General features: G+C 62.0%; 9 protein-coding genes. All 9 read right to left on the reverse strand.

Annotated elements, in window-relative coordinates:
* Positions 1–6: 6 nt before the first annotated feature.
* Entirely contained in the window at positions 7–516 is a 510-nt protein-coding gene (locus BR24_RS00680) for a hypothetical protein (protein WP_496539588.1), read from the reverse strand.
* A 25-nt stretch (positions 517–541) separates the two neighbouring features.
* On the reverse strand, positions 542–4,480 hold the full coding sequence (locus BR24_RS00685; RefSeq protein WP_496539589.1) for an efflux RND transporter permease subunit: 3,939 nt from the start codon (positions 4,478–4,480) through the stop codon (positions 542–544).
* A 16-nt stretch (positions 4,481–4,496) separates the two neighbouring features.
* On the reverse strand, positions 4,497–6,620 hold the full coding sequence (locus tag BR24_RS00690; protein WP_496539590.1) for an efflux RND transporter periplasmic adaptor subunit: 2,124 nt from the start codon (positions 6,618–6,620) through the stop codon (positions 4,497–4,499).
* An 85-nt stretch (positions 6,621–6,705) separates the two neighbouring features.
* Positions 6,706–8,091 (reverse strand): TolC family protein, encoded by a 1,386-nt coding sequence (locus BR24_RS00695; protein WP_496539591.1) that lies wholly within the window; start codon positions 8,089–8,091, stop codon positions 6,706–6,708.
* Positions 8,092–8,502: 411 nt separating this feature from the next.
* The gene (locus BR24_RS00700; protein WP_496539592.1) at positions 8,503–10,017 is read right to left on the reverse strand and encodes a two-component system sensor histidine kinase NtrB; all 1,515 of its coding nucleotides are present in this window, start codon (positions 10,015–10,017) and stop codon (positions 8,503–8,505) included.
* Positions 10,018–10,116: 99 nt separating this feature from the next.
* Positions 10,117–10,476: a DVU0259 family response regulator domain-containing protein gene (gene divK, locus BR24_RS00705; RefSeq protein ID WP_462966113.1), complete on the reverse strand. Its 360-nt coding sequence runs from the start codon at positions 10,474–10,476 to the stop codon at positions 10,117–10,119.
* A gap of 252 nt (positions 10,477–10,728) precedes the next feature.
* Positions 10,729–11,433, reverse strand: coding sequence for a DUF1641 domain-containing protein (locus BR24_RS00710; protein ID WP_496539593.1), 705 nt, complete (start codon positions 11,431–11,433; stop codon positions 10,729–10,731).
* 18 nt (positions 11,434–11,451) lie between these two features.
* Complete coding sequence (sqr, locus tag BR24_RS00715; RefSeq protein WP_496539594.1) at positions 11,452–12,687, reverse strand: type III sulfide quinone reductase, selenoprotein subtype; 1,236 nt, start codon at positions 12,685–12,687, stop codon at positions 11,452–11,454.
* 84 nt (positions 12,688–12,771) lie between these two features.
* The gene (locus BR24_RS00720) at positions 12,772–14,391 is read right to left on the reverse strand and encodes an FAD-dependent oxidoreductase (protein WP_496539595.1); all 1,620 of its coding nucleotides are present in this window, start codon (positions 14,389–14,391) and stop codon (positions 12,772–12,774) included.
* Positions 14,392–14,399: the final 8 nt, after the last annotated feature.

Raw genomic sequence — 14,399 nt, forward strand, 5'->3', positions numbered from 1 at the left:
ACGAGCCTACATCTGGCCCTTCATGGAATCCACGGTGGACTCCATGCCTTCGAGGCCTTCCATCATCATGGGAACGGCCTGATCCGGGTCTTTCTTCATGAGGCCCATGCCCTTCATGGTGGTCATCATGTCTTTGTCCAGACGCTTCATGGACTTCTGCATTCCGGTGTTGCCGGAGGAGTGGGCGTGGTCCTTCACGGACTTCATGCCCATGTGCATGTCCATCATGTGCTTGTTCATGGCTTTCATGGCGGCGTCGCGTCCCGCGGGGCTCTTCATGGCCTCCACGTCCTTTTTCATGAGTTCGAGGTTGGTCTCCATCTGCATCATGCCCTTGTGGGCGTTGCCAGCGCCCTGCATGTCCATGTTCCCGTGATCCATGGAGCCGTTTTCCATGCTGCCGTGGTTCATGTTGCCGTGGTCCATGTTGCTGTTGCTCATGGTGCCGGCCGAAGCGAATCCGGCCATGGAGAGGGTCAGGGTAAGCGCCAGCGCGAAAAGGGTCGGTTTCTTCATTTCGATCTCCTTTGGAGTTTAGGTATTATGCCGAGGCCGAGTCGGATGGTTCCGCTTCGGGCCCGGACGTTTCTTGTGCGTTTTTCAGTTTTATTTCCTCGACGAGCGAGTAGAGGACCGGCACCACGAACACGGTCAGGATGGCTATGGTCATGCCGCCGAAGGACGGGATGGCCATGGGGACCATGATGTCCGCGCCGCGACCTGTGGAGGTGAGCACCGGAATGAGTGCGAGGATGGTGGTGGCCGAGGTCATGAGCGCGGGCCGGATGCGACGCTTCGCGCCTTCGACGATGGCCTCACGCACCGCTCGCCTGTTGGACATGTCGCGCGTGTCGCGGCTTTCGTCGAGATAGGTTGCCATGATGACCCCGTCGTCCGAGGCGATGCCGAACAGGGCGAGGAATCCCACCCAGATGGCCACGCTCAGGTTGATGGAATGCACCTGAAACAGTTCTCGCATGTGCGTTCCGAACACGCTAAAGTTCAGGAACCAGTCCTGCCCGTAGAGCCAGATCATCAGGAACCCGCCTGACCACGCCACGAGGATGCCGGAGAAGACCATGAGCGTCGTGGCGATGGACTTGAACTGCAGGTACAGGATGATCACGATGACCAGCAGTGCCAGCGGCAGAATGACGGCCAGCTTCTTCTGGGCCCGCACCTGATTCTGGTAGTTTCCGGCGAACTCGTATGAGACGCCGCTGGGAACGGTCAGCTCGCCCGCCGTGATCTTGCTCTGAAGGTAGGCCCGGGCCTGCTCCACGACGTCCACCTCGGCGAAGCCGGACTTCTTGTCGAAGAGCACGTAGCCGATGAGGAACGTGTCCTCGCTCTTGATGACCTGCGGGCCGCGCACGTAGCGCAGCTCCGCCAGCTGCTTGAGCGGAATCTGCTCACCCGTCGGCGCTGCCACGAGGATGTTCTCCAACTCGTCGATGCTGTCGCGCAGTTCGCGCTGATAGCGCACCCGCATGGGATAACGCTCACGGCCTTCCACGGTGGTGGAGATCCTGCTGCCGCCCACGCCCACCTCGATGACGTCCTGCACCTTGGCGAGCTTGATCCCGTAACGGGCGATGGCCTCGCGGTCGATGACGATTTCAAGGTAGGGCTTGCCGACGATGCGGTCCGCGACCACGGCGGCAGGCTGTACCGAAGGCACCTGCTTGAGCAGCTTCTCGAGCTGCAGGCCGAAGGACTCGATGGACTTGAGGTCCGGCCCCTTGACCTTGATGCCCATGGGCGCGCGCATCCCGGACTGCAGCATGACGATGCGGGCGGCTATGGGCTGCAGCTTCGGGGCCGAAGTGGTCCCGGGCATTTCGGCGGCCTCGGTGATGGCGTCCCAGATGTCGTCGGGGTCGTCGACGCCGTCCCATGCTTCGCGCCCGGGGTTCAGGGCCGGGTCGAGGGGGCTTCTCCAGAGCCGGAAGGGTTTGCCGTCGGGGTCAGGAATGAGCCGTCCCTGATCGTCACGGGGATAGTAGCCGCGTACCAGATACGGGAGACCGTCCCCCGCAGGGAGCGGTTTGCCGTCCTCGGAGCGGAAGTAGTCCTTCTGGTTCGGGTCGAACCGGAACCGTTTGCGGGAGCCGGACTCGTCCACGAGATATTCAGGCTTGTAGTTGATCACCGTCTCGATCATGGAGACCGGTGCCGGATCCAGCGGGGTGTCGGCGCGGCCGAGCTTGCCCACGGCCTCCTCGACCTCCGGTATGTCCAGCATGGCCATGTCCTGCTTGGCGAGCACGTCCTTTACCTCCCCGATGGAGGCGTGGGGCATGGTGGTGGGCATATACAGGAACGAGCCTTCGTCCAGCGGCGGCATGAATTCCTTGCCGAGGCCCGGCATGGCATGCACCAGGGCGGTCACGGGGCGCGAGGCGCGCACCGAGTCGGGAAGCCACGAGGTCAGCGCTCCCGCTCCGAACCACACAAGTGCGCCGAAGAGAATCACGCCCGACGGCAGGCACAGGAACGCCGCCTTGTGGCTCAGCGCCCAGCGGAGCATGGTCGGGTATGCCCTCTGGAATATCTGGAAGAAGCCCATGATTCCGCCGATGAGTGTCGCCACGAACAGGAAGTTGAGCAGGTCGCCCTTTTCGGGGCCAAGCGGCAGCCAGTGACTGGAGAGCACCACGGCCACCAGAAGGATGACGCCGATGTTTTCCGTGTGGCCGAACAGGCTCTCGATGCGCCGGGGCATCCGGTTGGCGAACATGCGGTGCACCGCGGGCAGGAGCAGGAACGCGCCGAGCCACCACTTCACGTAGAATCCCGCGGCTGCGGCTGCGGCCAGATACATGGCCGTCACGAGGTGTCCGGAGAAGCGGAACCCTTTGCCGGTCCTGCGCTTGTAGATGAGGTGCGCGATGGTGGGCAGCACCGTCAGAGCCACGATGATGGAGGCGATGAGCGCGAAAGTCTTGGTATAGGCCAGCGGCTTGAAGAGCTTGCCTTCGGGGCCTTCCATGGCGAACACCGGCAGGAAGCTGACGATGGTGGTTGCCACCGCCGTCATGATTGCGCCGCCTACCTCCGAGGCGCCTTTGAAGATGAGCTTCATCCTGTTGCAGTCGAGGGCGGCGCGCTCCAGTTTTCGCAGGATGTTCTCGCAGATGATGATGCCCATATCCACCATGGTGCCGATGGCGATGGCGATGCCCGAGAGCGCCACGATGTTCGCGTCCACCCCGAAGACCTTCATGCCGATGAAGCACATCATCACGGCCATGGGCAAAAGTGAGGATATGAGCAGAGAGCTCTTCAAATGCATCACCGCGATGAGGACCACGATGATGGTGATGAGTATTTCCTCGGTCAGTGCGCTGTCGAGGGTCCCGAGCGTCTCCTTGATAAGCCCGGAGCGGTCATAGAAGGGGACGATGGTCAGCTTGCTGACCGTGCCGTCCTCAAGGGTCTTGGTGGGCAGGCCCGGCGAGATCTCCTCGATCTTGGCCTTGACGTTCTTGATGACCTGAAGCGGGTTCTCGCCGTATCTGGCGACCACAACGCCGCCGACCGCCTCTGCGCCGCCCTTGTCGAGCACGCCGCGCCGCAGGGCCGGGCCGAGGGTCACGTCGGCCACGTCCTTCACGCGGATGGGGACGTTGTTGACCACCTTGACCACCGACTCGCCGATATCTTCCAGATTCTTGACGAAGCCGATGCCGCGGATCAGGTATTCGACGCTGTTGACCTCGATGGTGCGCGCGCCAACGTCGAGGTTGGACATCTTCACGGCCGAGAACACGTCTTCAAGGCTCACGCCGGCGGCAAACAGTTCGTCCGGGTCGACGTCGATCTGGTATTCCTTGACGAAGCCGCCCGCCGAGGCCGCCTCGCTGACGCCGTCCGCAGAGAGCAGGGCGTACCGGACATACCAGTCCTGTATACTCCTCAGTTCGTCTAGGTCCCAGCCGCCGGTGGGGTTGCCGTCCTTGTCGCGTCCTTCCAGCGTGTACCAGAAGACCTGTCCGAGGGCGGTGGCGTCTGGCCCGAGGGTGGGCTGCACCCCCTGCGGCAACGTGCCCGGCGGCAGGCTGTTGAGCTTTTCCAGCAGCCGCGAGCGCGACCAGTAGAACTCCACGTCCTCCTCGAAGATGACGTAGATGGTGGAAAAACCGAACATGGAATAGCTGCGGACGGTCTTGACGCCCGGGATACCCAGCAGGGCGACCGTGAGCGGATAGGTGACCTGATCCTCCATGTCCTGCGGAGAGCGGCCGGTCCACTGGGTGAAGACGATCTGCTGGTTCTCGCCGATATCCGGGATGGCGTCCACGGGGACCGGGTCGCGAGGCACGCCGCCGATGTTCCAGTCGAACGGCGCGACCATCATGCCCCAGCCCATTGTCAGCAGGACGAGCAGCACCACGATGAGCTTCTGCTCGAGGCAGAATCGGATTATCCTGTCGGTGAAGCTTTTCGCTTCTATCCTGTTGTCTGTTTTGTTTTCCATGGGATTCCGGCCCCGATCAACGCTTGAGTTGGCGGTTTACCTCGCCGCAGCCGAGCATGGCCGCGCCGAAGTAGGGGTTGCGCACTTCCTCGTCGCTCTGCAGCCAGGTGGCGCCCTCGTAGTCGAAGGCCATGGGGCAGAACATCTCGAAGGCGGGGCCGCCCGTCTCGGCGTCCAGCTTGAGCACGGCGTCGGTCAGGCCGGTGGAGAGCGGCTCGAATCCGGCGCGGATGTCCACCAGATCGCTTGACTCGCGCATGGCGGACAGGCCGTCGTTCATGCGGGTCAGGGCCGAGGTCCAGATGTTGTGAGAAGGCCCGTCGAGCACGGATGGGTCAACTTTCTGCAAGGCGGCGTGCACGGCCTCGGTGGCCTGACGTGCCGCCTGAAGATCGTCGCCCGCCAGCGCCTCCGCCAGCTTCACGTATTCACGGTAGACCGCGCCGAGCTGTTCACGAAAACTCCGGGGAACAGTGGACTCCGCGTCGCCGAACCGCAGATCGAAGGCGTTCCGGAGCTGTGCGTAGTGCTGTTTCATTTCGCCGAAGATCTCCCCGAGCCGCTTCGTGTCCGGCGCCTCGGCGGCGAGGATGGCGTCGTTGCTCAGGAGCATGGAGTATTCCCGCCACTTCAGGGCTGCGTCACCCTCGAGCGAGTCGTCGTCGATGGTGCGAATTTCCTTGTTGAAGCTGCCGAAAGCCAGATGGGTCTTGTCCAGATCGCCGGTGGCGACGGTCTTCTCCAATTCGATGAAGCTCTGGTGCAGCAGCCGCAGCTTGGAGCGGAACAGTTCGGGAAGCTCCTGCTCCACAGTCCCGGCCGCAACGCTCGAAGGATTCATCATGCTGGGCTTGGCCACGATCTGCACGGCGCTGTCGATCTTGAAGTTGCCCTTGGTGACAACGAGCTCGCCTTCCTCAAGGCCGTTCTTGACGATGTAGAAGTCTCCGGCCTTGGGGCCGAGCACGATCTCGCGTCCCTCATAGGTGCCGTCGTTGCCTTCGCCCGCCACGTAGACCACGGCGCGCTTGCCGGTAATCAGCGGCGCGGAGGCCGGGATGACCAGCGGAGAGTCCTTGCCGCCCTCGGCCGGGGAATCGCTCTGCTGCACGGCCTTGACCAGCATGCCGGGCTTGAGGCTGCCGTCTTCGTTGGAGACCGACAGGCGCACGCGTACCGTGCGGGTGTCCTCGTCCACGAGTGGGTCAATGTAGACCACTTCGCCGGAAAACTTTTTGCCGGGGTAGGCCTCGGTGCGGAATTCGACGGTCTTTCCCAGTTCGATCCACGGCAGATCGGACTCGTAGGCTTCGAGCTCCACCCAGAGCGAAGACAGGTCGGCCACGGAATAGATGGCCGTGCCGGTGTCCACGTACTGGCCCTCGTTGACCTTCTTTTCGATCACCACGCCGCTCAGGGGCGAGTAGAGGGTGATGTGGTCGCGCGGCTCGCCGCGGTCCACCACGCGCTGAATCTGCTTGCGGGTCAGGCCGAGCAACCGGAGTTTTTCGCGAGCGGCCTTTTCGGTGCGGGTGGCGCTTTTGCGGACGAGGTCGAGAGAGCTGTCCTTGAGCTCCCGCACGGCCTTGATCGCCTGAATCAGCTCGACCTGCGCGGTGAGCAGCTCGGGGCTGTATATCGAGACCATCGGCTGGCCCTGTTTGACTTCGCTGCCCGTGAAATCCACGTACATGCGGTCTATGCGGCCTCCGGTCCACGCGGTGATGGCCCGGACGCGGGTCTCGTCGTAGTTGACTTTGCCCACCATGCGGGTCTGGACCGCGACGTCCAGCCGCTTGACCTTCTCCACGCTGATGCCCGCGAGCTTGCGGGCCTCCGGGGAGAGCCGAATTTCGCGAAGGCTCTGCTTTTCGCCGCCTTCCTCGGGCTCGAGGGGGATCAGGTCCATGAAGCATATAGGGCACTTGCCCGGCTCCTTGAGCTGAATCTGCGGGTGCATGGAGCAGGTCCAGATGGTTTCTCCCGACTCGTCGACGGAAGCCTCAAGGCCGTGTTCGGCGTGTTCCTCGACGCTTTCGATCTGACTCTGCGGAGCCTGTCCGCCGCGCAGGACATACCCTGCCAGAAAAGCTGCGGCTATGAGGATGGCCGCGAAAAGGATGAGTTTCTTTTTGCTCATGATTCGGTCCGGGATGTTTCGCTGATGCGGAAAACACTCCGCAGAGCAGACGGTGTGAACGGTTCATGTGGTGAGATGCGGCGCATCAGGAATCTCCTTCCTGTCCGTCGAGAGGGTCGGTTTTCAGCAGCGAGCCGTGGAAGGTGCACGGGAGTTCGCGGCCCACCAGCATTTCGATCTCGGCCATGCGCTCGGCCTGATTGGTCAGGGCGCGGTAATAGGAGAGCTGCAGTTCGAGCAGGGTCTGCTCGGCGTCCACGAGGTCGAGCGAAGAGCCGGAGCCGGTCATGAAGGCTTCCATTATCACGCCAAGAGACTGCTCCGCCTTGGGGATCAGCGCATTCTTGTAAAGTTCGAGCTTGCGACCGGCGTCGCGGTACTTGTAGAGCGCCAGCTGCAGGTCGGCCTCCAGCTTGCGTTCCAGCCCGGCCCTGCTGCGGCGGGCGGCTCTGGCCTTGGCGCGGTTCTCGTCCACGGCCGCCTGCTTGTCATTGAACCAAACGGGAAGATTGAAGGACATGGAGACCATGACCGGGTTCTGCCCGTCGCCGGTGACCTGCGTGGGGGCGCGGGAATCGTCCACTTCCGTGGATTCGACGCCGAGGGTGAAGTCGGGATAGTAGTCATGTTCCGCCAGCTCCGCGCCGGCCTGCTCCCCGGCTTCCTTCATGTCCCAGTAGCGCAGGCCGGGGTTCGACTCTTTCATTTCGGCCGCAAGAGTTTCCTCTTCCTCGAGGATGACCATGACCGGGATCGACGGCGGCAGGGGAACCTCGGTGCCTTCCGGGCGATCCAGCAGGGCGTTGATGCGTGCCGCCTGCGGACGCTTGAGGTCGCGCAGGGAGCGCAGTCGGTCTTCCAGCTTGCCGAGCTCCACCTGTGGACGGATCACGTCGGAATGAGAGGCGGAGCCGGTGCTGAACCGGGCATTGGCGATCCGCTCCAGATATTCCATCAGCGCGATGGTCTCGCGGGTGATGTCGATGGCCCGGGCGAGGTAGGCGTATTCGTAGTAGGCTTTCTTGACCTCGTAAAAGGTCTTGAGCTTCAGCTCGTCGAGCTTTGCCTTGAGGCCGTCCGCTTCGCGCAGGGCCTGTTGCTCCTTGAGGTCCAGCTTACCGAAGAACGGCAGGGTCTGGGAAAGGCCGTACTTGTAGCGAGCGGGGCCGCCGCGCGTCTCAAGCGGCGTTGTGTAGTAGGCGAAAGTGAACTTGGGGTCGGGCAAGACGTCGGCGTGTACCGAGCGCTTGACCGCCGCCCGCCAGCGCTGGAAAGCGGCCCGAAGTTCATTGTTGTTTTCCGCGGCGCGGCTCAAATAGCTCCGCAGGTCCTGCAGTTCGGGTCTGTCGCCGATGTAGTCGCCGACCGTCGTTTCCGGAGCGGGAGCCTGCTCCGACTGGGCGGCGGCCGCGTGCGCGGTGCCTATGAGGACAAGCAGGGCGAGTGGGATGATGATTCTTGTTGCGTACATGGGTGCTTCCTTTGTGTATATCCCTTAACAATAAGCGTGCCGTGTGTGAATGTACCGCAAAAATGGATACTTACATGTGTAGCCAGTCTTTTCTATACTCGAAAAGTATAAAAAAGTGCAAAGTCTTTCCGATTGTTGTGCAGCTGTGTGCAATCAAATCAGAAGCATGTGCACGAAGGTTCTGTTCTTGAAATGTTCGGACGAAAGGGCACGAGATGATATTATAACACGAAACGTGCAGATTCAGCCATGGGATGGCGTTCGCGATTAGACGGCAGTGGCCGCGCGCGTAGGAAGCCGCTTGAAGGAGAGAAGAAAAGTCGGGGAGCGAGCGGCGGGGACCGGGAACGCCCCTTCCCGGTCCCCGCCTTCAGCCCCCCGTTGAGCGGGAAATATTCGGCCTGCCGTCCGTCAGGAGACCGGACCGGGGCTCATGCAGGCGAGTTCGGAGGTCTTTCCGTGATGCCAGCGGCAGGTGGCGGGCAGCAGGATGGTGAAGCAGGTGCCCTTGTCGAGCTCCGACTCGACTTCGATCTTGCCGCCGTGTTGCTCGATGACGTCGTTGGCGATGAACAGCCCGAGGCCGGTGCCCTTGCTGCCCTTCGAGGAGAAGAACAGGGAGAACATTTTGCCGAGCGTCTCGCGGTCCATGCCCGGACCGTTGTCGCAGACCTTGAAGATGACGTGTCCGTTCTGGCGGGTGACGCTGAACAGGATCTCGTGATCCTTGTCGGGTTCGTCATCGCGGCAGGCTTCGATGGCGTTCTCGAGGATGTTCACCAGCGCGCAGGAGACGACCGAAGGATCAATCTCGAACTCGCCCAGCGAGTTGTCTATGTCCCTGACGAGCCGGATGTCCTCGTTCTTGGCCTTGGCGTCGACAACTGCGGCGATCTCGCTGGCGAATTCGACCACGTTGACATGCTCCCAGTTCAGGTCGCGCTCCTTGGCGTAGAAGAGAATGTCCAGGACCGTGTTGCGCACGCGGTTGGCCATGAGCTTGATAAGGTCGGCGCCTTCCTCGATCTTTTCGTAGTCCTTGCGTTTGACGCCGGACTCCAGCTTGTACATGCCGCCGTCGAGGGCGGTGAGCATGCCCTTGATGCCGTGGGAGATGGAGCCGATCATGAGGCCGAGGTTGGTCAGGTGGTCCTGCAGCTCGCGAATCTGGGTGATGTCGGTCGCGATCTCCATGACATGGGTGATCGCGCCGGATTCGTCGCGGATGGGCGCCGTCCAGATGAGCACGTTGTGCTGCTTGCCGGACATGGTGGTGACGATTTCCTCTGTCTGGTGAGGCTTGCCGTCGAAAAACGTGTTCTCCACCGGGCAGTTGGGGCAGGGGGTCGTGCGGTGCTTGTAGATGCGGTAGCAGTGGCCGCCGATTTCGTCCCCGAAGTCTTCCTTGAAGCGTCGGTTGGCCCGGGTGATGCGCAGGTCCCTGTCCTGCACGGAAATATAGCAGGGCACTTCGTCGAAGAGCTGTTGAAAGGTGAGCTGCGGCGCGTCATGCGGAGCCGGCAGCTGAGCCGAGGCTTCGCACCCGTCGGTGCGAAGCCTCTGGTCGGCTCGTCTCAGGCACACATCCAGCGCGTCGCGGGTGACCGGTTCCACCATGAAATCCGAGGCGTCGAGTTGGAGCGCCTTGACGCCCTGTTCGATTTCATCGGGACCGACCGTGACCACGGCCCGGGCATTGGCGTGCTTGCCGCGAATCCGCTCGACAAGGTCCAGTCCAGTCATGTCGGACGGGTGCAGGTCGCACAGGACTATGAAGTCGCCGCCATCGGTTCCGGAGTCGAGCGCGGACAGAATCTCGGCGCCCGACGCGCAGAGCGTGACGTGCCGTCCGGATTCGGCCGCCATGGTCGCAATGGCTTCGGTTTGAGATGTGTCGCCGCCCGTGAGGAGAACCCGTGTCTTCATAGTTGCCTTTCTGCGGTCTCGGAGTTGCTGGATTGAATCCGGCCCGGCGGAGGAGATGACGTTGTGAGGCGTCCACCGGGCCGGAAGGTTGCCGGAAAGCTACTCGCCGAGCGTCTCTTTGACGATCCCGAGCAGTTCTTCCCTGTCAAAGGGCTTCGAGAGGCTTGCAACAGCCTTTTGAATGGCGTACTGATTGCTCTCGAGGCCGGAAATGACGATCACGGGGATGTCCCTGTATTCGTCGCCCTGCTGCGTGAGTTTGCGATAGAACCGCGGGCCCCATTCCTTCGGCATTTCAAGGTCGAGGGTGATGAGGTCGGGCTTTTCGCTCTTCACGAGGTCCACGGCCCCGGCTCCGTCACTGGTGGAGCAGGTCTGGTAACCGTTGTCCGTGAACAGGTCGTCGAGATACGAGACGATGTTCGGATCGTCGTCGATGATGAGTATTTTTTTAGCCATAATGCTCCTCGCATTGTGGCCCCGGCCGGACCGATGGTCCGCAGCCTGAAGGCCGGTAGCTATTTTCAGGCCCGCAATGATTCCAGAGCGGGCCCATGCCGCCAAAGGACCAGTTCCAGTCCTTGAGGTTGAGGTGAGGAAGCGGCATGGGCCGTCATGGAGTCCTGACTGATTGGCAGAACTATTGCGGCCTGTATGTGAACCCCGGCGGGAGCGGCGCTCGATGCGTCGAAACCGCCGGGGTTGGCCTTTTTATGCCTCTTCCTTGGTCTCGGCAGCCCTGCCGTGACCGTCCACCTTGGGAACTTCCATACCGATCTTGCCAAGCGTCTTGGTCATCTCGAGCATGATGCCCAGGCCGCGCTTGGCGTCCTTGGAGGCCATGCCGCCGACCATGCCCAGCGGGCCGGTGGGCTTGACATCGGTGAGGTCCAGTTCCGAGAAGGCGTTCGCCGCGCCTTCGATCATCATGCGCACCTTCGGGTCGCTCAGCTTTTCCAGCATGCCGATGAGGAAGACGAAGGAGTCGCCCATGTTGCGGATGTTTTCGACGCCGTAGGTCTCGGCGACCTTCGCGCGGATGTCGATCATTGCGCGGTAGGTCTCGAAAACGCCCTTCTGTTCCAGTTCGTCCAGGTACTGGATGAGCTGGGGGACCGAGGAGTGCAGGAGCGGCTCCATGGTCTGCCAGAGGTCGATGGCGTCTTCCATCTTGTCCAGCATGTAGGTCAGGTTGTTGATGTTGAGCATCAGCTTCTTGATGAACTCGGTGAGGTCTTCAAGCTGAAAGCCGTGCTCGATGCTGCCGAATTCCGTCATCAGCACCTTGAAGCCGTCGTGTACGATGGGCGACAGGTCCTGCTTGAGCTCTTCGGTGGCTCTCGCGCGTTCGGTCAGGAACGCTATGTTTTCCTCGATCTTGTCGAGGCGTTCCATAATAGCTGCTTCGTTACTCATGATATTGCCTCCGCAGGGTTATTTGCCTGCCATGTGGCGCATCTTGCCTGCCATGAACATCTGCGGTTCGAGCGGCAGTTCGTGTCCCTTGAGCATCAGGTTGAAGTAGGCCCACTTGAACATCATCTTGCCCCAGTAGTTCTGGTGGTTCTCGCCGAGCAGCGCGAAGGGGCCGAGACCCGGGAACGGGTACTTGCCCGGCAGCGGCTCGACATCGTAGTTGAAGTCGATGAGGTAGGCCTTCTCGTAACCGGAGACGATGAAGCAGGTGGAGTGTCCGTCGTAGTCCGGACGCGGCTCTTCGCCGTCCATTTCGCGCAGCATGTTGTCCACCACGATGTCGGCTTCATAGTGTGCCACGGAGCCGGCCTTGGAGGTCGGGCAGTTGGTGGCGTCGCCGATGATGTACATGTTTTCGTACTGGGCGGACTTCAGGGTGTGCTTCTCGGTGTCCATGTAGCCCATGGGGTCGGAAACTTCCGAGTCCATGAGGAACTGGGCGCCGAAGTTCGGCGGGATGGAGACCAGCAGGTCGTAGGGGACCTGCTCGCCCATGACGTCCTCGATGATCTTCTTGCCCGGGTCGACGTTGTCGATGTTGAAGTTGGGGACGACGTTGATGTTCTTTTCCTTGCACACGCGGCCGAGAATCTCGGCGGCGACGGGCTTGGTGAACGCGCCGGTGAGCGGGGTGACGAGGTCGATCTCGATGTTCTCGCGCACGCCGTTGACGGTGAAGAACCAGTCTGCGAGGTAGACGAACTCGAGCGGGGCGACCGGGCATTTGATGGGCATTTCCGCGATGTTGAGAACCACGCGGCCTTTCTTCATGTACTTCCACTTCTTGAACAGGGCTTCCGCTCCGTCGGGAGTGTAGAAGTCGTGAATGTCGCCGCGCCAGTCGTCCATCATGCCGTCGATTTCGTCAGGCACGATGCGGCAGCCGGTGCCGACCACGATCCAGTCGTACTCGTATTTGCCTTCCTTGCAGGTGACGACCTTCTTTTCGGGGTCGAGGTTCTGGATGGTGTCCTGCACGAAGTTCACGCCGTGCAGGAAGTCGGCCTTGGGCTTTTCGCAGTCGTCGAGGGTGTAGATGCCGAAAGGCACGAACAGCCAGCCCGCCTGGTAGTGATGCTTCCAGTCGCGGTCGATGACGGTGATTTCCCATTCCTTGGGATCGAGCTTTTCGCGCATCTTGGTCGCGACCATGGTGCCGCCCGCGCCCGCGCCGAGAATAACCAGTTTTTTCATTTCAGGACTCCTTTGAAACTGTATTGATGCTTCTCCAGCCCCTCCGGAACTGTGGAGAGGCCTGTTGCCTTGGTCGTGAGCGGCCTAGAGCTTGACGCCGCTCTGCTTGAGGGCGGACATGCCGCCGTCAACGTTGATCACGTCCTCGAATCCGGCGTGCCTCAGGATCACCTGCGCCTCGTAGGAGCGGGTGCCGGTGTTGCAGACCAGAACGATCCTTGCGTCTTCGGGGACTTCATCGAGCCGCCGGGCCAGTTCGCCCTGCGGGATGTGGTTCCAGTGCAGGGGGTGCCGCTCCAGAAACGGCTGGGCGTTGCCCAGTTCCCTGCAATCCAGAAAAAAGTGGTCGCCGTTATCGCGCTCGGCCCAGAGGCGCTGGAAGTCGCGGGTGTCGATTCCGCTGTTGATCCCGGCCAGCATGTTGTCTGCCACGTTGGCCACGGTGTTGAGCACATCCATGGCCGAGGCGAAGGGGGGCGCGTAGGCGATTTCGAGGTTGGCAACGTCTTCTATGCTCGGCTTTCTGGTCAGCATGGCCGAAACCGCGCTGACGCGACCGCAGAGGGCGTCGCCCATGGTGCTGATGCCCTGAATGCCGAGGACCTGCCGCGTGTCGGCGTCGAAGACCAGCTCCAGCGTCATGAGCGCGGCGTCGGGCATGAAGTGCGCGCGGTCGAACTGGATTGCCGTGGAGCTCATGGCGCTGAACCCGCAGCGGCGCGCGGCGTCGACGGTGAGCCCGGCGCCGGCGGCCGTCAGCTCGCCCAGCTTTACGGAGTAGGCGCAGGCCGGGGCCGTGAAGACCGGCTCTGCTCCGGCCAGAGATGCGGCGAGGACCGTGGCCTGCCGAAGTTCCGTGGAGCGGATCGCGGTGCCCGGAATGGGCGTCTTGCAGTTGCTGTTCTTGAAGGCTGCGCAGCTGCCGCAGGCGAGGATTTCGGAAATATCGGTGCGCAGATTCTCGTTGACGATGATGGCGCCTGTCTGGCCGGTTGCAAGCCCGGCGTCGGCTGCAATGGCGGAGAGCGGGCTGCTGAACTGGGCGTTGATGATGCGGTCCGCGCTGACGGCTGCTCTGTCAGTCACGACTCTGAGCCTGTCCCCGTCGCGTTCGATGCCCTTGAGCTGGTGCCCCTCATGGATGGTCACGCCCTTTTCGGCCATGTGGTGGGCCACCATATCCATGAGGTTGCCGGAAAGCGGGTCGAAGCCCTGCGGGCAGGGGCCGGAGATGATCTCGATTTCACCGCGGCCGTGTTGCATCAGCGCGGATACCGTCAGCAGCAGGTTGTGTCCGCTGCCGATGACCACGGTTTTGCCGTCCGCCGGGCGGAGGCGGCGGGCGTCTTCGTCCGTGGCGATGCGGGTGATGTCGGTGAGGTGTTCGCCGGGAACGTCGAGGTCCGACGGGGCCGCCGCCGTGGCAAAAATGAGCTTGTCGTATTCGAGATGTGATTCGGCGCCGGAGACTATGTCGCGGACGAGAACGTGGCGGTTGGCCGTATCGACGCCCACTGCGCGCTGCCGTTCGGGGAAATCGATGCCGTGACCGAGATACTGCTCGATCGCGGTGCAGGTGAATTCCGGCAGGGGATTCTGTTCCGGGTAGAGGACGACAGCCTCCGCTGAACGGGATTCGATGTATTTCAGGACGCCGTTCAGGGCGGGTGCGTCGGCGCCTATGATGATGATTCGTTCCGGCATGGGGACTC

This window comes from Pseudodesulfovibrio halophilus DSM 5663 (genome assembly GCF_059568665.1).